At 34.7% G+C, this 18,530-nt stretch carries 19 protein-coding genes, 1 other RNA gene and 3 pseudogenes; 19 read left to right on the top strand and 4 right to left on the bottom strand.

What is annotated here, in order from left to right; genetic code table 11:
• Positions 1-37: 37 nt before the first annotated feature.
• Both ABLO99_RS04185 and ABLO99_RS04180 read right to left on the bottom strand, forming a co-directional pair.
• Positions 38-775: pseudogene (locus ABLO99_RS04185) on the bottom strand (IS481 family transposase); the annotation flags it as partial.
• 236 nt (positions 776-1,011) lie between these two features.
• On the bottom strand, positions 1,012-1,887 hold the full coding sequence (locus ABLO99_RS04180) for a hypothetical protein (protein WP_047758818.1): 876 nt from the start codon (positions 1,885-1,887) through the stop codon (positions 1,012-1,014).
• 151 nt (positions 1,888-2,038) lie between these two features.
• Between ABLO99_RS04180 and ABLO99_RS04175 the strand changes: the two genes are divergently transcribed.
• From ABLO99_RS04175 to cgtA, 8 genes and pseudogenes are all read left to right on the top strand, one after another.
• Complete coding sequence (locus tag ABLO99_RS04175; RefSeq protein ID WP_047758817.1) at positions 2,039-2,677, top strand: HAD family hydrolase; 639 nt, start codon at positions 2,039-2,041, stop codon at positions 2,675-2,677.
• Complete coding sequence (locus tag ABLO99_RS04170) at positions 2,677-3,153, top strand: RDD family protein (RefSeq protein WP_047758816.1); 477 nt, start codon at positions 2,677-2,679, stop codon at positions 3,151-3,153. The genes ABLO99_RS04175 and ABLO99_RS04170 overlap by 1 nt, the downstream gene beginning before the upstream one ends.
• Before the next feature lie 59 nt (positions 3,154-3,212).
• Entirely contained in the window at positions 3,213-3,689 is a 477-nt protein-coding gene (bfr, locus tag ABLO99_RS04165; protein WP_349968408.1) for a bacterioferritin, read from the top strand.
• Position 3,690: 1 nt separating this feature from the next.
• The gene (locus ABLO99_RS04160) at positions 3,691-4,302 is read left to right on the top strand and encodes an SURF1 family protein (RefSeq protein ID WP_349968407.1); all 612 of its coding nucleotides are present in this window, start codon (positions 3,691-3,693) and stop codon (positions 4,300-4,302) included.
• A 39-nt stretch (positions 4,303-4,341) separates the two neighbouring features.
• Positions 4,342-4,476, top strand: a pseudogene (locus ABLO99_RS04155) (zinc ribbon domain-containing protein); the annotation flags it as partial.
• Positions 4,477-4,716: 240 nt separating this feature from the next.
• Positions 4,717-5,301: pseudogene (locus tag ABLO99_RS04150) on the top strand (glutamate ligase domain-containing protein); the annotation flags it as partial.
• A gap of 6 nt (positions 5,302-5,307) precedes the next feature.
• Positions 5,308-6,585, top strand: a complete 1,278-nt coding sequence (eno, locus tag ABLO99_RS04145) for a phosphopyruvate hydratase (RefSeq protein ID WP_349968405.1) — start codon at positions 5,308-5,310, stop codon at positions 6,583-6,585.
• Positions 6,573-7,586 (top strand): Obg family GTPase CgtA, encoded by a 1,014-nt coding sequence (cgtA, locus tag ABLO99_RS04140; protein ID WP_047758812.1) that lies wholly within the window; start codon positions 6,573-6,575, stop codon positions 7,584-7,586. Before eno ends, cgtA begins: the two co-directional genes overlap by 13 nt.
• A gap of 60 nt (positions 7,587-7,646) precedes the next feature.
• Here the strand turns inward: cgtA and ABLO99_RS04135 are convergent, their stop codons facing one another.
• Complete coding sequence (locus tag ABLO99_RS04135) at positions 7,647-7,919, bottom strand: hypothetical protein (RefSeq protein WP_161794182.1); 273 nt, start codon at positions 7,917-7,919, stop codon at positions 7,647-7,649.
• Between the two features lie 229 nt (positions 7,920-8,148).
• Here ABLO99_RS04135 and ABLO99_RS04130 point away from each other — a divergent pair, with 229 nt between their 5' ends.
• The 9 genes from ABLO99_RS04130 (at position 8,149) to ispG (ending at position 15,482) form a co-directional block, all read left to right on the top strand.
• A complete protein-coding gene (locus tag ABLO99_RS04130) occupies positions 8,149-8,301 on the top strand; it encodes a hypothetical protein (protein ID WP_349968404.1) in 153 nt (50 codons plus the stop codon).
• Positions 8,277-8,699, top strand: a complete 423-nt coding sequence (locus tag ABLO99_RS04125; RefSeq protein WP_349968402.1) for an ankyrin repeat domain-containing protein — start codon at positions 8,277-8,279, stop codon at positions 8,697-8,699. The genes ABLO99_RS04130 and ABLO99_RS04125 overlap by 25 nt, the downstream gene beginning before the upstream one ends.
• 458 nt (positions 8,700-9,157) lie before the next feature.
• Positions 9,158-9,498: a transfer-messenger RNA gene (gene ssrA, locus ABLO99_RS04120) on the top strand.
• Between the two features lie 22 nt (positions 9,499-9,520).
• On the top strand, positions 9,521-9,949 hold the full coding sequence (locus ABLO99_RS04115) for a ClpXP protease specificity-enhancing factor SspB (protein ID WP_349968400.1): 429 nt from the start codon (positions 9,521-9,523) through the stop codon (positions 9,947-9,949).
• Positions 9,950-10,374: 425 nt separating this feature from the next.
• Positions 10,375-10,653, top strand: a complete 279-nt coding sequence (locus ABLO99_RS04110) for a YggT family protein (protein ID WP_153295411.1) — start codon at positions 10,375-10,377, stop codon at positions 10,651-10,653.
• On the top strand, positions 10,654-12,762 hold the full coding sequence (locus ABLO99_RS04105) for an FtsK/SpoIIIE family DNA translocase (RefSeq protein ID WP_349968399.1): 2,109 nt from the start codon (positions 10,654-10,656) through the stop codon (positions 12,760-12,762). It begins immediately after the preceding gene.
• 128 nt (positions 12,763-12,890) lie between these two features.
• Positions 12,891-13,385 (top strand): hypothetical protein, encoded by a 495-nt coding sequence (locus ABLO99_RS04100; protein WP_349968397.1) that lies wholly within the window; start codon positions 12,891-12,893, stop codon positions 13,383-13,385.
• Positions 13,386-13,561: 176 nt separating this feature from the next.
• Complete coding sequence (locus ABLO99_RS04095) at positions 13,562-14,176, top strand: TRP75-related protein (protein WP_349968396.1); 615 nt, start codon at positions 13,562-13,564, stop codon at positions 14,174-14,176.
• Between the two features lie 25 nt (positions 14,177-14,201).
• Positions 14,202-15,482, top strand: coding sequence for a flavodoxin-dependent (E)-4-hydroxy-3-methylbut-2-enyl-diphosphate synthase (gene ispG / locus ABLO99_RS04090; protein ID WP_047758805.1), 1,281 nt, complete (start codon positions 14,202-14,204; stop codon positions 15,480-15,482).
• Positions 15,483-15,752: 270 nt separating this feature from the next.
• Here ispG and ABLO99_RS04085 read toward each other — a convergent pair whose 3' ends face one another.
• Entirely contained in the window at positions 15,753-15,923 is a 171-nt protein-coding gene (locus tag ABLO99_RS04085; protein ID WP_238580339.1) for a hypothetical protein, read from the bottom strand.
• Between the two features lie 234 nt (positions 15,924-16,157).
• Here ABLO99_RS04085 and ABLO99_RS04080 point away from each other — a divergent pair, with 234 nt between their 5' ends.
• Both ABLO99_RS04080 and guaA read left to right on the top strand, forming a co-directional pair.
• Positions 16,158-16,490 (top strand): hypothetical protein, encoded by a 333-nt coding sequence (locus ABLO99_RS04080; protein ID WP_047758804.1) that lies wholly within the window; start codon positions 16,158-16,160, stop codon positions 16,488-16,490.
• Positions 16,491-16,637: 147 nt separating this feature from the next.
• Positions 16,638-18,200, top strand: coding sequence for a glutamine-hydrolyzing GMP synthase (gene guaA, locus ABLO99_RS04075; protein ID WP_349968394.1), 1,563 nt, complete (start codon positions 16,638-16,640; stop codon positions 18,198-18,200).
• Positions 18,201-18,530: the final 330 nt, after the last annotated feature.

The following is an 18,530-nucleotide window of genomic DNA, read 5'->3' as shown; positions in this document are numbered from 1 at the left end:
CAGTGCCACCAGCATCTCACAGCATTGTAAGCAAAGGCAGCCAATGATCAACGTCTATCTGCAGATCTTCCAAAGAACTGTAGATTTTCTTGCGAAAAATAATATTATAACACTCATCTTCTATGAAATCTCTCGCATATGCCATTAGTTTACGAAGTTGGTTCTAGAATGATCAACATTTTCAATTCCTAAATATAGCTGTGATTTTCTGGTAACAAGTCAGCAGCAGTAATTGCTGTTTTATCTACATAAAGTTTGGCAAATGCAACTCGAGAATAAGTATCAATGAAAGTCTGCTGGTCCTATACCCTTCTACATAATAGGTATCTTGAGAACCCAAATAACCCCTGAGTGTCAATTTCACCACCTTCGTTCTTTCACTTTTTCTAAGGCTACAAGTTGTTCTTCAATTAAAATGATTCCGTCTTGGGCTACTTCTGTCTCCAGTGCCTTAAGTCTCTTTTTCAAAATTTCAAGGTCATTTCTTAGCTATACATCCACCTTGGGATACCTCTTTTTCTAAGCTCATTTGCAGCTCTTTCTTGTCCATATGCTGGAAATTCTGTAGCTATGCCAATTATTGTTCTTTCTATATCTTCGGAAACTCTGTTTGCTAATAGCGGTTTTTTCTTACTTATTCCATGTTTCTCCCCCATTTTCATATAACTACTTGAACCTATAAAATGTATCACGTCATCACTTTACATGCTTGTGATACGTTACCTAATTGCTTTGCTAGTTCTCTAGCTTTGGTTTTAATATTTTTGTTTCTCATTTCTAACACTCCTTTCTTTTATTATTCTATAACTTACTTTTTTAAAGTAAGTCTTGTTTAATACAACTTATTCCTGTTTAGTTATTTGCTTCCTATCTGTTATACCTAATTTAGGTAACCAAAAACTAATTGTAACTTTATTCCAGATTGAGATTTTATCTTCTTTTTCTTTCCAACTTTCTTCTCAACTTGGCTCCTATGCTTTGTTTCACATTCTTCTTTTATTTTAAGGTGAATTATCTCTCACGTCCTGTTTGCACCTCATTCACTTCAGGAGTATTAACAGGTGTTATCGTTGGGTTTTCAAGTTGTGTTGCTTGCTCTAAGCCCTTGCTTATACTTTGGTCCTGATTTAAAATTTTATCAAAGTGCTTACTCTTTTGTTGCTCTTCGTTATTTGGCGTATCTCTTTGAGCATCTTCTTTTATGCCACGAGCATTTTCCACACTCTTTTTACCCTCACCTAAAAGTTTTTCTAATATTTTCTTAACAAAGCGCTTCAGAAGACTCAAAAACCCTTCTTCTTTTTGATTTTCTTGTGGTTGAGGTGTGTTATCTTTTTTGTCCGACTCAGTGTTGAGCTTCTCTTTTACAGAACTCTTGCTCACTGAGGGACTAACGATGTGCTTTGATGGCTGTGTATCTGTTTGCGCAGAAGCTTCAGAAGTCTTTTTTTGTCCACTCTGTTCAACACTTTTACCTTCTGCTATAGTTTCTCTAAGAGTGTTAGTCACTTCTTGAAATTCTTTATTATCACGCAACCCTTCAATCCTTGATAGTTGCGTATCTTGCCTAGCTTCTTGCAGTATTGCACCTGATCTACTTCTTTTACTTGTACCAAACTCTTTCCTTAACTCTTGTGTTGATCGTCTAAGTTTATCTATTTCCTCATTTTCTTGCCTTTGTCGTCTTTCAAGTTCTTTGTTTAACTTTGCAATATTTTCCATTTTGTTTTCGAGCTCTTCACTTTTCATAGCCCTTAGAGCCTTTGTTCCTTTTGCTATACGATCAACCTTCTCTTCCAGCGACGTACCCTCTGGAAAAGCACCCGGAGAACGTTCAAAAACATCTTTAAACTTTTTTTCAACACTTTCTTTAGATGTCTGCGCCATACCTGTTACCTATTAAAACATATCATATAACCAGTGTATTAGGCTATTATGTAAAAATGATTAACATAACTTGCAATAAAGACCAACTCTTTATGCTTTTTTCATCAAAATATCACTTACTTATTAACTTAAAATACGTAACAATATAAAAATGAAAAATAGCCCATTAGCAGTAGTATTCGATTGGGATAATACCTTAGTTGACACTCAAGATAATATTTCTAATGCTATTCAGCACACCTTGAATTCAATGGGGTGCAGCAACAAAGTTGCTGATAGAAACTCTAATGAATCAAGAAAGAGCTACATGGTCAATTTGTTTGGTGATCAGTGGAAAAAAGCAAATCAGATATATCAAAAATACTTAGATAATGCACTACTGCAAAACATTACTCTGAACCAAGGAGTAGAGAAAATGCTGCAGACACTGAAAAATCACAATATTTATCTAGCGATAGTTAGCAATAAGAAAAATACTAATTTACGTCAAGAAGTTGCCTATTTTAAACTAGATTCTTACTTTGAAAGAATAGTTGGTTCATGTGATACTGCAGAAGATAAGCCATCTGCAACTCCACTGCTATTTGCACTTGAAGAGAGTACGTTACCTGTAAATAGAGAAAATGTGTTTTTTGTTGGTGACAGCATCACAGATATTCTATGTGCACAAAATGCCAATTGCTTACCTATTATATACGGTCAATCGATAAGCGGTTATGAAGATTTGTTATGTTTTCAACATTTTGATAAACTTACAGAATTCATAATAAAATATTTGAAAGACAGATAATGACAGAAATTGCTAGTATACAAAGACGCTTCTGCGCATATTTAATAGATGTAGCAATTTTATTAATTCCAAGCTTACTAATTGTATTGTTAATAGGGGATTTTCCATTGATTTTACACGTGTCATACATGTGTATAAATTGTAGTTACTTTACATACTTCATATCTTCAACAGCCCAAGCAACTCCAGGTCAACAGTTACTAAATATATATACCAAAAATTTAGATAATTCTAAAATAGGTTTGAGCTTAGCATTTGATCGCAGTATCTCTCAGTTTTTTCTTCCCCTGCTACATAATTTTATTATCACCCTTATCAAACTTTTTCATACGTTAGTAAATGTTTTAAGTACACTAGAAACAATTATAGTTATGCTTACTCTCTGTTGGTATCTAGTTGCTTGTTTTTCTAAAAAGAAACAGACATACCACGACATGCTATTTAATACGGTTGTTATCAAAGGAACTATTAAATGAGTTGCTATAACTATCGTTATCATATAAATTATGCTGATAAATTGAACTAAGGGAAGATTATGAATGAAGAGATAGTAAAACATTTGAACAAATTATTAACCAATGAGCTGACCTCTGTACGCCAGTATCTTTTGCATTTTGCGATTCTCAAAAACAGTGGAATTAATAGACTTGCAGAAAAGGTAAAAAATGAGCTTAACGAAGAACTTGAACATGCAGACAAGCTAGCAGAAAGGATTTTATTGCTTAGAGGTGTACCAAATTTTCAAGATACAAATGAGATATCAAAGTGTGATGGAAAATTTACAAAAGATACAATACAGAAAATCTTAGAAGCTAATTTGAAATTAGAGGACAAGGGTATCAAAGATATCAGAGAGGCAATTTTTGTCGCCGAAAAAGAAAAAGATTTCGTTAGTGTAATGTTATTAGAAGAATTATTGAAAAATGAGGAAGAGCACTTCCATTGGATTGAAAAACAGATTGACCTTATTGAACTAATGGGTGTTGAAAACTATTTAAGAACACAAATATAGGGTGTTAAGAAAAACAGTATTTGTTTTCATTATACCTTTTCTACTTCTTTTTTCACTAGGGTTATGGCAATTATTTAGATTGAGCTGGAAGAATAATATTATCAAAAATATGGATCTTCCAGTTGTTCATTTATTGCCTAACGATGACCTCGCACAATTTAACTACAGACACGTCAAAATTGACGGAGTTCTAAGCGACATAGAGCTATATGTTTTTGCAGGACAACGTGGCTATCATGTACTGTCTCCTATGTTGCTTACCACTGGACATTACATGTTAATAAACAAAGGGATAGTCAGAGAAAAAAAAGAGGAAAAAACAAAAATTGAAAAAGTAGCTGCCGATGGAGTTTTGTATTGTGATGGTAGCAAAAATTGGTTTATCAAAAATGATATTGCTTCAAATATGTGGTTTACTCTAAGTACAGAAGAAATTTCCAATGAGCTAGGTATTAAGCTAGAGAAGTGCATGTTGTGGAAGCAAGGTTTCAGCGGTAAATTCACTGTACAGCCAATTAAGCATTTGGAATATGCAGTTACTTGGTTTGCACTTTCTTTGATTTGGCTCATTATGTGCGTATTTTACTATAGGCAAAATAGATATAAGTCGTAGAGATACAGCGTGGAAAAAGAAAAGCTACAAATAGAAAAAATGCAACAAAGTGGAAGAAAATACTTATTACAAGAATTAATTGTATGTCAGTATTGTAAATCCATTTATTATGGAATGAGTAATGCTAAGGGAGGAAGAAGTTACTATCGTTGTCCTGGAAAACGTTTTGGTGAATGTAATAACAGATCAATACGCGCGGATATAATAGAAAAGGTGGTATGGAAAGAAGTTAAGATGGTAAGAGGGCACATAGCGAAGGAGAAGTATGATGCAGATTGGGAGACTAAGCTTAATATAATTAGAAAATTAGTGCAACGCATTGAAGTTGATGATGATAATGTACATATAGTGTTTCAATTAAAAGAACTCGCTTTTGAAAGACAAAAAGAAAATGTGCAACCTTGTACTAGGATTATAGAAAACATAGTGCTATCAAATGCAATAGGAATGCATAAAGTCAGCAACGCCCTAGCTGCAATATCGGTTGCAGTAAAACTCAGAATTAGCGATGAGGACATTAAAAAAGGTCTTTTGGAATTTAAAGGAGTAGCAAGGAGATTTGCTTTAATTGCCGATATTAAAGGTGTTAAGTTAATTGAGGATTACGCTCATCATCCAAACGAAATACAGGCAACCCTGGTAGCAGCACGTTCGATTGCTAAAAAAAAGGTAATAGGAATTATCGAGCCGCTTCGTTTTGCTCGTATTCGTAATTTTTTTGATGAGTTCGTACGAATTTTCATGATGTTTGATTATGTAATTCTCACTCCTGTCCATCCTCCAGAAGATAAGCCTATTCCCGGCTGTGGAATTGATGATATACAAAAAGCTTTAATTAGTAATGGGTTTAATAATGTAAAGATTATGAATGATGCTCTGCTCATTTCACATTTTATTAGTAATTCGACAAATTCCGGTGATATAGTATTATTTATTGGTGCTGGTAGTAATATAGCTAAACTAGCGAAAGAAACTGCAGTACTTATGGCAAAAGTATAGGTTAATATGAGAACAATCAGCAGCGTATTTGCAAGAGAAATTTTAGATAGCAGGGGTTACCCAACCATTGAGGTGGAAATAGAACTTTGTGATGGAGCAATAGGTAGAGCAGCTGTGCCTTCTGGGGCTTCAACTGGTAAACTAGAAGCATTGGAGCTGAGAGATCAGGATGAAAAAAGGTATTGTGGTAAAGGAGTGCTGAAAGCTGTTCAAGCTGTAAATGGAGTGATAGCAAATGAAATCATTGGCATGGATGCAACAAATCAAAATGCAATTGATAAAGCTTTGATTGAGCTGGATGGAACAAAAAATAAATCTAAACTTGGAGCAAATGCAACTTTGGGTGTGTCTCTTGCAGTTGCAAAAGCAGCGGCAAACAGCTTTAAAATGCCGCTATATAGATATTTTGAAAAAGAGCAGTTAGTGGAAGAGCAGACGCCAGTTCCACTCATTAATGTAATTAATGGTGGAGTACATGCGGACAATAAACTTGACTTTCAAGAGTTCATGATTCTTCCGGTTGGTGCTGAAACTTTCAGTGAAGCAATCAGAATGTCTGCAGAAGTATTTCATAACTTGCGCAGCATTCTTAAGAAAAAAGGTTATAGTACAAATGTAGGGGATGAAGGTGGTTTTGCACCAAACATTGAGAGCACTGAAGAAACTCTTAATTTGATAATTCAGGCTGTGGAATCTGCAGGTTATTCGATGAAAAATCATTTTGCACTGGGTCTTGATGTCGCTTCATCTACTTTTTATGAAGATGGAATTTACAAATTTGAAAACAGAGAGCTCACTTCAGAGGAATTGGCTCAGTACTATTGCGGCCTTGTGGAAAAATATCCAATAATTTCTATAGAAGACGCAATGAGTGAAGACGATTATAAAGGTTGGAAATTACTTACTGTAAAGCTAGGAAATAAAATTCAACTGGTTGGGGATGATTTGTTTGTTACAAATTGTGACCTAATACGTAAAGGAATAGAGGAAAAAATGGCAAATTCTGTACTAATTAAACCAAATCAAATAGGAACACTTACGGAAACTTTTGCTGCTATTGAAATGGCAAAATCAAATGGCTACAAGGCTATTATTTCTCACCGCTCAGGTGAAACAGAAGACACAACGATATCCCACATAGCAGTTGCATCAAATTGTGGACAAATAAAGACTGGCTCCCTGTCGCGCTCTGATAGGCTTGCGAAGTATAATGAATTAATGAGAATAGAAAGTTCATTGAGAGAAAATGCTAAATATTATCGTGGGTTGGCATGGACTTCATAGATGAAGTAAAATTATATTTAAAAGCAGGTGATGGTGGCGATGGCTGCGCGAGTTTTCGTCGAGAAAAATTCGTTGAGTTTGGTGGTCCAAATGGTGGTAATGGGGGCAGGGGAGGAGACATAATTTTCATCAGTGATGCAAATCTCAACACTTTGCTTAACTTTCGTTGCATGAGGCACATTAAAGCCGGTAGTGGAAAAAGTGGTGCAAGCAGAGATAGATCTGGCACAGCAGGAAAAGATGTTATACTTAAAGTTCCAGTTGGTACACAAATAATCGATGAAGCAAGTGAGGAAGTGATAGTAGATCTTGATAAACCCGACATGGAATCTCAAGTAGTGCAAGGTGGAAAAGGTGGGCTTGGAAATACTAACTTTAAATCTTCTACTAATAGAGCGCCAAGATATTTTACTCATGGTCAGCCTGGCGAGGAAAGAAATATAATATTGAAGTTAAAAGTTTTATCTGATGTTGGCATTATTGGTATGCCGAATGCAGGTAAATCGAAATTTTTAACCCGCTGCTCAAATTCTGATACGAAAGTAGGCGATTATGCATTTACTACTATAAGACCACATTTAGGTGTAGCAAAAGTGGATTATAGTGAAGTTGTCATAGCAGATATTCCTGGGATAATCGCTGATGCTCATCTTGGAGTTGGGCTCGGGCACAAGTTTTTAAAGCACATAGAAAGATGTAGAGTTTTGCTACATTTAATCGATGTAACTCACGATGACATTATCTCAGCTTATAATTGTACACATAGTGAGCTGAAGCTTTACAATAGCGACCTTATTAAGAAGGAAGAAATTGTAGTATTAAGCAAATGCGACTTATTGGAAGAAGCAGAAATTCTTGAGAAGAAGAATCATTTGGCCAATTATCTTGATAGAGAAGTACTGTGCTTATCAATCGACGATGATTTACAGCCCATCTTGAGATTATTAAACGAGAAAGTGAAAACTAAGGAAATTAATGTGTATGATCCTTTTAAGATATGAATTTTTTATTTGACAGTTGGTGAATAGCTTACTTAAGGTAAATCCGATTCTCTTAGTATATTAACCACTGCAAACGACCTTTATACCAGCCTTAGCTATATTCACATTTGTAGATGTAAGTTCTTGACTTGGGTAACCTTGAATTTTCTTTAAGAACTTCGTATTGTCAATAAAGGCAATATCGTTATGAGACCACATTTTTTTATTTAGAACTGCTACTAATTCACTTAGTGTAAGGTTAAATCTAATGGTGTCATTCCAGTGCTTGACACTGGAATCTAGCTGAGCTATTTCAACAAAAATACTACATTTCAGATGAACTCTTATTCTCACCAAGACCATTATCCATTATACTTATTTACAAGTATAACAATCAAAGTCTGGATTCCAGCGTCAAGCACTGGAATGACACTACTCTTGCTTCAATATTTACGATACCCACGAACAGATACTAAAATTATATTAACATCTATAGAATAATAGTGATTACACCGAATACTTTTACTTTCAATAGCTTGATTTATACTATAATTAACATTAATCTTAAAAATCGGAGAACGTTATGAGTAACACGTCGATATTACAAAAAATACTATATAGGATTGATAATGATGACAAAGTAAGCTCATCTAACATAATTGAAAAATTTAAAAGTGAGCTGCAGCAACATGATGTTGATATGTATAATGCATGGAAGATGATGAATTTAATATAAATGCTAATTCATTTGGTGGAAGTAACTTACTGTGTTTAGCATCTAGAAATGGCTGTGCAAAAGTAGTAGAGCTTCTTATAGAAAAGGATGCGAATGTTAATATACGAAATAATGAAGGAAAGGCTCCTTTACATTATGCTGTTATTATTCTAGGACAGAACACATGGATAGCAGAGAGGCTACTAAACAAAGGTGCAGAAATCAATATACAAGATAACGAAGGAAAGACTCCATTGGATTATGCTATTTCTAGTGAAAGGGAAGACGTAGTAAAGGTTCTTACAGAAAAAACTATTTTACCTGATGAAGAAGCTTCTCTGATGTTATCAGAACACAAAGCGGTAATTGATTCACAAGATCAATACGAAAATGATTTTCCATATCCACTTTTCTTCTAGTGCAGCTGCATTGATTTAATTATGAGAAGCAAAATAGCCTAGTTACGCAGGCAATTTTCCACAATTGTCTGCATTTTTTGTTCCACAACTCATCTTTTTTCGGTTTATGTTACTTCTCATACTGTCTCTTACTTTCTTGAATTCAGTAAATTCAATAGCTACACAAGCATTTGAGCAATTTTTTGTTAAGAATTAGGCATAGAATCCCCCATGTTAATAAAGAACAGAAAAAATGCAACGCACACACGACAGAGATTAAGCATATGTGTGCACCCATGTGCGCTGAAGAAGATACGCTACATTTTTTACTTAGTTTGAATTATTTTATAAAAAAGTCTGCAGACGAAGATAGATTTTGAGCTCTAAAAATACCTCTACTGTGAGTATACTAAGATTAGATAAATAGGCGAAGTAATTTTTATATTAGTTTTTTAGTTGCCAATCAATTTGGAGTTCAATAACTTGACATTTATTCAATACTACTGTATAATAAGCATGTGTGTGTTTTTTATGCACTATGGCAATAAAATTACCTTGTAATAGGTGTATTGGACCCGAGGGCAGTACTCGGCGCCTCCACCATGTTTTTTGATTGATACGGGGGCGAGTAAGGATCGACATGCATAGTAAAGATGGTAGCTTTGCTCGGTTAGATACCACCACTAAGAGTTCATAATTTAGATGCAAACGATAACTTTGCTGCTGAAGACAATGTTGCATTAGCTGCTTAATTTAAGCACTATAACTTCATTGTGAAAAGCACGGTTTAGGGAACGCCGGGTAACAGAAGTTCCCTAAAAATTTACACATGTAAGGGTTATATGGATAAAACAGATTATCAGAAGTCGCTTAATTCTAGCAAATTTCAAGTTGTCAAAAAGGTTTTAGATACTATATCAGTGAGTGGTTTCACTCCTCACTTAGAAATACTATTTTCTACGCACTTTGATGGTGTTGTCATACCAGACTCCTTGAAAGAATCATACCCTACTCAAATGCTTGTTATATTACAGCATCAATTTTATGATCTAAGAGTTCTTGAGGATAAGTTTAGCGTCAGTTTGAGTTTTCATGGAAAACAAGAACAAGTCACTGTACCGTTTTTTGCTATTAGTGAGTTTCATAATAAAATTTCAGGAGATATTTTAGTATTTAGTGTTGATTCTAATAAAGAATACGAAAATGAAAAATCTGCTAAAAAATCATCAAATGGTAGTATTATATCTATAGATCAACTTTATGATAAGTAGTTACTTAATTTTATAAATAAAAAATATTAATTAAAAGAAGTGGTCTTATTAAGTAATGGGGTAAGAAAAATGGTGCAAAATACCTGAATCTTATCTTGCATATAATATTGAAAAATTATTCATATAATATACATCTCTCCGTTAATTTATCAATAAATTTTTTATCCACTTGGAATCAAAGATTACAATATCCTATAGGTTATTGTTTATTTTTATTTTAGCATAAAAATGATTGGATTTCTTGCATAACCTTATGAAAAATTAGCGGCTCACTCTTCTTTGTCATTCCAGCGCGTGACGCTGGAATCCAAAAAAAGAACCAGTGTCAAGCACTGGGATGACAGGAGGTAATGCAAGAAATCTATTGTAAGACTTGATTTTATACATATCACTACACATAATAGGTTTTAGTATAAATTAGTAATATGCATCCAATCATATACTTGCTTAACCTGCTACTTGATCTTTACAGCTTCATTCTAATATGCTCAGTTGTTCTCGATTTGTTGATTAAACTTAATGTGGTTAACATGTATAATGAAGTTGTAAGCAACATAATGCAAACTTTAAATCGACTCACCTATCCTCCACTAAAGGTTATCAGAAGGTATATACAACCGTTCAATGGGTTAGATTTATCCGTAATGATATTGCTAATAATGATTCACTTTGTAAAATATACAGTAACTTACTACTTTAAGTAGATGTTAAAAAAACACCTAAAATCAGCGATATACCTGTCGCTCTTAATATATATATGTATATCAGTTTTTAGCTATAACTATAAAGATCCATCCTTAAACACAGCTACAAATGAGGAAGTAACAAATTTAGGTGGAGTAGTTGGTTCATATTTAGCTGATATATTAGTTCAACTTCTTGGACTCACTAATATTACAATAGCTACAACTATAGTTTACTTTTTGATATCAAAAAGGCTGCTGAAAATTCTCTATTTAATATTAATCAATTTAGGAATATGCGCTACATTAGCACAACTTTCGCTCAGCATCACTGCAAGGTACATGCACGGTGGAATAATAGGAAATGCACTAATTAATAACTTCCAATTTTACATATTTGCAGTAGTAGCATCAATAGGTATTGTAGGACTGATTGGTTGGAAGAGAGTGATTTATTCTCTACTCTTCTTATGTAAAAAAATGATTTACCTTTTTGCAAAGGTTTTGTTTTTCAGATTACGCAAAACTGCTGAATATTCAGTTGCACCATTAGTAGTAGAAGAAAAATATAGAACCACTAGACAACAACCAAAAGAAAAACAGAAAAAGGCTACTGAAGAGATTTTTAAACCACTTTCTAGCGAGTTTGAGTTTCCAAGTATTCACTTACTTTCTAAAGTAGAAGAATCTGTGCAGAGAAAACAGCTGAATGAAATAGAGAGCAATAAGAATTTATCTCTGCTCGAACAGGTCCTGAGTGATTTTGGCGTGCAAGGAAAAATTATCAGTGTATGCTATGGGCCAGTTGTGACTTTATACAAACTTGAACCACAAGCCGGCACAAAATCTGCAAGAGTGATTGGCCTTGTAGATGATATTGCACGTTCAATGAGTGCACTCTCTGCACGTATTTCAATAATTCGTGGACAAAATGCCATGGGAATAGAATTGCCAAACAAAGAACGAGAAATTGTTATGCTGCGTGATTTACTTGAATCGCCAGAATACCAAAATGCAAACTTAAATCTTCCGATTGCGCTTGGCAAGGAAATAAGTGGAAAATCAGTTATTGCAGATCTGACTAAAATGCCCCACTTGCTTGTTGCTGGAACCACAGGTTCAGGTAAATCAGTTGCAATTAACACTATGATTCTGTCGCTCGTTTATCGATTAAGTCCTGATGAATGCAAGATGATAATGATTGACCCAAAAATGCTTGAGCTTTCAATATATGATGCAATACCGCATCTAATAACGCCAGTGGTAACAGAGCCAAAAAAAGCTGTTATTGCTCTTAAGTGGATAGTAAAAGAGATGGAAAATCGCTACCGTATGATGTCGTATTTAAATGTGCGCAATGTAATAAACTATAATCAAAAAATCACAGAAGCGATGAATAGTGGAATAGAGTTGGAACGTGTTGTGCAAATAGGGTTTAATTCAACAACAGGTAAACCTTTGTTTGAAAAAATACCGATTAAAATGGAAACATTTCCATATATTGTGGTGATTGTGGATGAAATGGCAGATTTGATGCTTGTTGCTGGCAAAGATATAGAATGCTCTATTCAACGTTTAGCTCAAATGGCTCGTGCTGCAGGAATACACATCATAATGGCAACACAACGCCCATCTGTAGATGTGATAACAGGCGTCATCAAGGCAAACTTTCCAACAAGGATCAGTTTTGCTGTAACTTCTAAAATAGATAGCCGTACAATACTAGGTGAACAAGGAGCTGAACAGTTACTCGGTATGGGTGATATGCTTTATATGGCTTCTGGTGGTAAGATTATTCGAGTTCACGGTCCATTTGTGAGCGATGATGAGGTACAAAATATAGTTGATCATCTGAAAACGCAAGGTGAGCCAAACTACATGGAGGAAATCACTAAAGAAGATGAAAATTCTTTCGCAGAATCAGAAGGTAAAACAGAAGATGAAGAGAACGATCTATACAAGCAAGCGGTGGCCATCATTCAGAGGGATCAAAAGGTTTCGACTAGTTACATTCAAAGGCAGCTTAGAATAGGCTATAACAGAGCTGCAAATATTGTTGAAAGAATGGAGAAAGAAGGTATTGTCAGCACTCCAAGTTACTCAGGAAAGAGAGAGATATTGGTAGAATAATCGCTAACTTAAACCTTCAGGTCGAGGAAAGTTATTTTAAGATCAATGTATAATGATAGTTAATTTAATAATAATTTAAACATTGGGAATGTAAAATTATAATATATTAATTAGCTAGGGGGTTAAAAATGGGTATAACTAAATTTGTGTTCGGTTTTGATAAATCAGATGTAACAGCATTGCAGGAAAGTCAAAAGATAGATGCTGAGCAGTTTGAAAAAGTTTTTTGTGCATTAAAAGAATGGCAAGAAGCTCAAAAGATAGACGTTGAGCAGTTTGAAAAAGTTTTTGGTGCATTAGAAGAAAAGATTGGTATTGAGAAGTTTCAAGGTATGCAAGAGCACTTAAACGGCCTGCAAGAAAAATTTACAGGCTTAGAAGAAAAAGTAGAGACATTTGCAGAGATAGTAGGGGGGCAAGAACAAGCAATAATAATTTGCACCATAGCCACTGCTTTTGCTGTAACAGCGATAGCTAGTTTTGTTGCATTCTGTATCTATCAAGGAGTTAAGCTCGATAAAGAAAAGAAAAGCGACTTATCTCAAGATAAACCAAATGGGAAGTTTAGTAATGTGGGTGATACCGAAAAACTGAATAATAACTTACAACAAAGAAAAGCATAATGCTCTTCTTGAAAAGGTGTTACGTAAAATTTGTAACACCTTAAACTTCCTTTAGATTATGTAGGTTTTGATAGTAAATTTTTTAGAAAAATGTTTGTATTATAAAGTTAGTAAAGATTCAGGTTTACTTAAAGTTTGTTAATTGCTATCTTTTAAGGCACGATATTCACTATGGTATGTTCAAGTTCTTTTCTAAAATTTTCTTTATATTAATGTTTCTAGTTTCTAGTTCCTTTATTGTGCATGATGCTGAAGCTAAGTCTAAAGTAAAGCTCAGTAAGAGGTACATACCTCCTGGTAACCCTGGTGGTACAAATTTTCATATAGATGAGGATTTTGCTGAGTCGTATAAATTATATGAAAAGCGTGGGGAGATTCTCAAGAAAAAAAAGTTACAAGGTCAATCTAATGCTAACGTGAATAAAGAAGATCTAATCAAAAAATTAAAAGAAAAAAAAATTGCTAGCCTTGATAATGAGCCAAACGACGTAAGAGCCTGCATAGTTGAAGATGAAGAGGATGCTATGATAAATCAGCATGGTATTAATCTTGCCCGTTTAAAGGGTGCTGTATTTATAGATCAAGAGCCAGTTTCCCAGTATGAAAGCGAGCAGCATGAACAAGAAGGGAATTCAACACGAGAAAAGAAAGTTTCTCCTATAAATATCACTATAAAAGAAACTCCTTCAAGAAGAACATGCTCACATGATTCTATCACTGATTTGAATAACGTAGATTCTAGTTTTAATGGTTCAAATTCATTTGGCAGTGTAGCTGACACAGTAAAATAGTATCACAATATTGGCGACTAATGGTATGCTAGATAAAGACTTGATATTGAGTGATGATGCATATGAATTATCGCCGATTTCCAGGCATAAAACTCATACTGTAAAAGTTGGACAAGTGAAGATAGGTGGAAATAACCCTATAGTCGTTCAATCTATGGCGCTTGGTGTACATATAGATCCTGACAACATAAAAAGCAGTGCTAAGCAATATGCAAAAGAAATAATAGAACTAGTGCATGCAGGTTCAGAGTTGGTGCGAATTGCTTTGAATTCAGAGGAGGTAGCAAAAGCAATACCTTATATCGTAGAGGAAATAAATAAAGAGGGTTTTGATGATAAGATATTAGTAGGCTGCGGACAATATGAGCTCTACAGGCTAGTTCAGAATTATCCAGACAACATTAAGATGCTGGGTAAAATTAGGATGAATCCAGGCAATGTAGGCTTTGGCGACAAACGTGATGAAAAATTTGAAAAAGTTATAGAGTACACAATAACGCATGATCTTCCTGTCAGAATTGGAGTAAATTGGGGTAGTTTTGATAAGTACCTTTCACAAAAACTAATGGATGAAAACTCCTTGTCCAGTGATCCAAAACCTTCTGATGTTATATTGCGTAAGGCGCTTGTAATGTCTGCTCTTGGCAGTGCAAAAAAAGCTGAAGAAATTGGCCTTAGTGCAGATAAAATAATCATTTCGTGTAAAATCAGTAGAGTGCAAGATTTGATTTTAGTTTATACGGCACTTGCAAAATCTTCCAATTATGCGCTGCATTTGGGTTTAACTGAGGCTGGTATGGGCGATAAAGGCGTGATAAATACCACAGCGGGGCTTACTTATTTATTGCAAAATGGTATTGGAGACACTATACGAGCTTCTTTAACTCAGCGTCCTGGTGAATCACGCACTAATGAGGTGGTAGTGTGTCAGGAAATACTACAGTCTGTAGGCTTGCGCTACTTTAACCCTCAGGTTAGTTCATGTCCTGGTTGTGGGCGCACAAGTAGCGATCGTTTTCGTACATTAACTGAGGAAGTAAATGGCTACATAAAAACTTATATGCCGATATGGAAGAAAAAGAATCCAGGTGTAGAGCATATGAGCATCGCTGTTATGGGATGCATAGTAAATGGTCCCGGAGAGAGCAAACATGCAAATCTGGGGATCAGCCTGCCTGGATATGGGGAAAAACCTGTTTCAGCAGTCTACAAAGACGGCAAATATTTCAAAACTTTACAAGGTAATAATATTTTTGAAGAATTTAAGGCAATTATTAGTGATTATGTGGAAGAACATTACACGTAACAGGTTCACGCTTACTGTAAATTAAATGCAAAAAATAGTATCTGTTTAGTGGAGCGCGGCTTTGTTGCATAGCTCCTTAATTTATTAAGAATGATAAAACTTTACATAACTATCTCAAATTTAGCAGTACCAATTTTAGTAAATTCATTTATTAAATAGCACTTGATTGACACACGATTTATTTCAGACTTATTTTTTAAACTAAATCCAAATGTTTTTTTAAGTCTAAAGAAAAAGCTTGTATCTTCAAGAAGTAAGGCATTGTAGCTTTCAACGTAGGACCTCGCACCATTTCTTCTTCCAATTTGCTATGCCATCTTTATAATTCTCACTCAACCTTATTATACTAATATTTTCATTTCTTTCTGACATGTAGATTTTTGCATCTTTTCTTGGCCGTATTATAGGCTTTATATTATATTCTTTACATATTTTATACACATTCGTTGCATCATAAAATGCATCTGCGTAGAGGGATAAGATATTGTACTTATCTCTCTATTTTTTTTAGCATGTTATATGCTAATGTACTATCACGTGAAATAGCATTAGTGTATTCCGTAGCTATTACTTCTTTATTTTTTATATTTTAAACAACATGTACCTGATCAAGTTGATTATTTCCTTAAACTATTACAACTTAAGAGAAGAGAACCTTGCTGCAAGACGGTCCCTATGACCAAGGTTGAATACGGTTCCTCTTCTCTACACATCTTTATATTACCACTTTGTAATACTTATAAAGACTTATTTTTAACATATAAAGTACAAAATAAAGAGGTCATCAAAGCTATATTTATAGGAAAAATACTTGTATGGGATCGCTCAAATAGTGACCAGAAATACGAAATTAAAGTTGAGGGAGTGGAAGAGTTTGTAGATAACAAAACTGGAAAAGTGATTAAGGCTAAGTCTCTATCCGGAGTGTGTATAGCATTGGTTGGTGGTGGAAGTTATAGTGGTTGGGAAGAATTGGAAGTATGTCTTAACCCTAAAGAGGGGTTCTGAAGTACCACCGTAAAAAGTTCTTCTTAGATAAAAATAGATCATAGCCAACCCACGCTGTCCGTCAAAGCTTTAAAACAGGTCTTAGTTTACTTACTCCATTATTTTCTTTATTATCAGACATTGCTTTAAATAATATGGAGGAGCACATTGTCAGCAATTGCCATTATTGATTTTGGTTCACAATTTACACAGCTGATCGCAAGACAAATCAGGGAAATGGGCGTTTACTGTGAGATATTTCTAAGCAACATCAATTTTGAAACAGTATCAAAATTCAATGGATTTATTTTTTCTGGAGGGCCGCAATCTGTAAATGATAATTGCTCTGAAGTAAGTGAAGTAGCACATAAAATTATAAAACTTAACGAGACAATAAACGCTCCTATACTTGGAATATGTTATGGACAGCAACTTATTTGTCATTATTTCGGGGCAAAGGTAAGAAAAGGATTCAATCAGGAATTTGGCAAAACTAAAATCAAGATACTAAAAGAATCTCCAATTATAAAGGATACTTGGGAAGTTAATTCCGAAGTCGATGTGCTGATGAACCATGCAGACAGTGTCGAAACTATACCGCAAGGATTTACTGTTATTGCCTCAGGTGTAATAAATCAAACAATCGCAATAATTGCCAACGAAAAGCGGAAGATTTACTGTACTCAGTTCCACCCTGAAGTTAAGCCTACAATAAATGGTAGTAAGCTGCTCTCTAATTTCTTGGATATTGCGAATTGTGAGAGAGATTGGACAATGAAGTCGTTTATTGAAAAGCAGAAGGAAGAAATTAAAAACTTAGTAGGGGAGAAAAAAGTAATTGCTGCAGTAAGTGGGGGGGTTGATTCAAGTGTTGCATCAGTTCTCACACATAAAGCTATAGGAAAGCAATTAAACTGTATTTTTATCGATACTGGGTTATTACGCAAGAGTCAGACCACTGCTATGTTAAAAGAGATTTCGATAAATTACGTTGATAAATCAAACTTGTTTTTAAGTAAGCTAAAGGGAATAACTGATCCAGAAGAAAAGCGAAAGATTATTGGCAATACTTTTATTGAAGTATTTGAAGAAGAGGCGAAAAAAATAGGTGATGTGGATTTTTTAATGCAAGGCACAATCTACTCCGATGTAATTGAATCAGGGCACGCTTCAGCAAATACTAGTACAATTAAATCTCATCACAATGTTGGTGGGTTGCCAGAAAAAATGAATCTGAAACTAGTAGAACCTTTACGCTACCTCTTTAAAGATGAAGTAAGGCCGCTTGGCAAAGAAATAGGTCTTTCAGATGAGATAATATTTCAACATCCGTTTCCTGGACCTGGGCTTGCAGTAAGGATCATAGGTGAAGTCGATGAGGAAAAGGTGCAAACATTGCAGGAAGTAGATGAAATATATATCAACACAATGAAAAATTATGATCTATATGATAAAATATGGCAGGCTTTTGCTGTACTGTTACCAATAAAAACTGTGGGGGTTATGGGAGATAATCGTACATATGGATATGTTTGTGCTTTGAGAGCTATAACATCATCCGATGGTATGACGGCAGATGCATTTCCATTTGAAAATAAAAGTCAACATTCGTTAGTATTTTGGGATTTTTTGCAAAATGTTAGCAACATAATCGTTAATAACGTTTCCGGAGTAAATAGGGTTGTATATGACTTAACTTCCAAGCCACCAGCAACTATTGAGTGGGAGTAGCGAATAAGATTTCATCCCAGTGTCACACGCATAACTGTACACACATTGCAATTTGCAGGAGGAAAGTAGCTGACACTGGTTCCTTTATGATGGCAGTACTGGGATCCAGCTCTTTCATAGTCATCGAAACGTTGTATTTCAACATTACTTTTATGCTTACCAACTTCCAGTGCCAGCTACTTTCATGACACCACAGAGGCCTGGGATGACAATAGGGACACTGGAATGAAAGGAAAAGGGGCTACTTAGTTGTGCTGAATTTTACAAAATTTATTACTCTCACCTGACAAATTTATTAGAATAGTATGTATATTAGTGAAAATCTGGAAA

Source organism: Wolbachia endosymbiont of Armadillidium arcangelii (assembly GCF_040207875.1).
Lineage (GTDB): Bacteria > Pseudomonadota > Alphaproteobacteria > Rickettsiales > Anaplasmataceae > Wolbachia.
Note: the sequence above shows the minus strand (reverse complement) of the source record. Positions and strands in the feature narration are given on the sequence as shown.

Excerpts from the sequence above, each read along its gene's own strand:
- ABLO99_RS04180 (WP_047758818.1), bottom strand. The coding sequence starts at position 1,887 with ATGGCGCAGACATCTAAAGAAAGTGTTGAAAAAAAGTTTAAAGATGTT.
- ABLO99_RS04175 (WP_047758817.1), top strand. The coding sequence starts at position 2,039 with ATGAAAAATAGCCCATTAGCAGTAGTATTCGATTGGGATAATACCTTA.
- ABLO99_RS04170 (WP_047758816.1), top strand. The coding sequence starts at position 2,677 with ATGACAGAAATTGCTAGTATACAAAGACGCTTCTGCGCATATTTAATA.
- bfr (WP_349968408.1), top strand. The coding sequence starts at position 3,213 with ATGAATGAAGAGATAGTAAAACATTTGAACAAATTATTAACCAATGAG.
- eno (WP_349968405.1), top strand. The coding sequence starts at position 5,308 with ATGAGAACAATCAGCAGCGTATTTGCAAGAGAAATTTTAGATAGCAGG.
- cgtA (WP_047758812.1), top strand. The coding sequence starts at position 6,573 with ATGGACTTCATAGATGAAGTAAAATTATATTTAAAAGCAGGTGATGGT.
- ABLO99_RS04130 (WP_349968404.1), top strand. The coding sequence starts at position 8,149 with ATGAGTAACACGTCGATATTACAAAAAATACTATATAGGATTGATAAT.
- ABLO99_RS04125 (WP_349968402.1), top strand. The coding sequence starts at position 8,277 with ATGGAAGATGATGAATTTAATATAAATGCTAATTCATTTGGTGGAAGT.
- ABLO99_RS04115 (WP_349968400.1), top strand. The coding sequence starts at position 9,521 with ATGGATAAAACAGATTATCAGAAGTCGCTTAATTCTAGCAAATTTCAA.
- ABLO99_RS04110 (WP_153295411.1), top strand. The coding sequence starts at position 10,375 with ATGCATCCAATCATATACTTGCTTAACCTGCTACTTGATCTTTACAGC.
- ABLO99_RS04105 (WP_349968399.1), top strand. The coding sequence starts at position 10,654 with ATGTTAAAAAAACACCTAAAATCAGCGATATACCTGTCGCTCTTAATA.
- ABLO99_RS04100 (WP_349968397.1), top strand. The coding sequence starts at position 12,891 with ATGGGTATAACTAAATTTGTGTTCGGTTTTGATAAATCAGATGTAACA.
- ABLO99_RS04095 (WP_349968396.1), top strand. The coding sequence starts at position 13,562 with ATGTTCAAGTTCTTTTCTAAAATTTTCTTTATATTAATGTTTCTAGTT.
- ispG (WP_047758805.1), top strand. The coding sequence starts at position 14,202 with ATGCTAGATAAAGACTTGATATTGAGTGATGATGCATATGAATTATCG.
- ABLO99_RS04080 (WP_047758804.1), top strand. The coding sequence starts at position 16,158 with ATGACCAAGGTTGAATACGGTTCCTCTTCTCTACACATCTTTATATTA.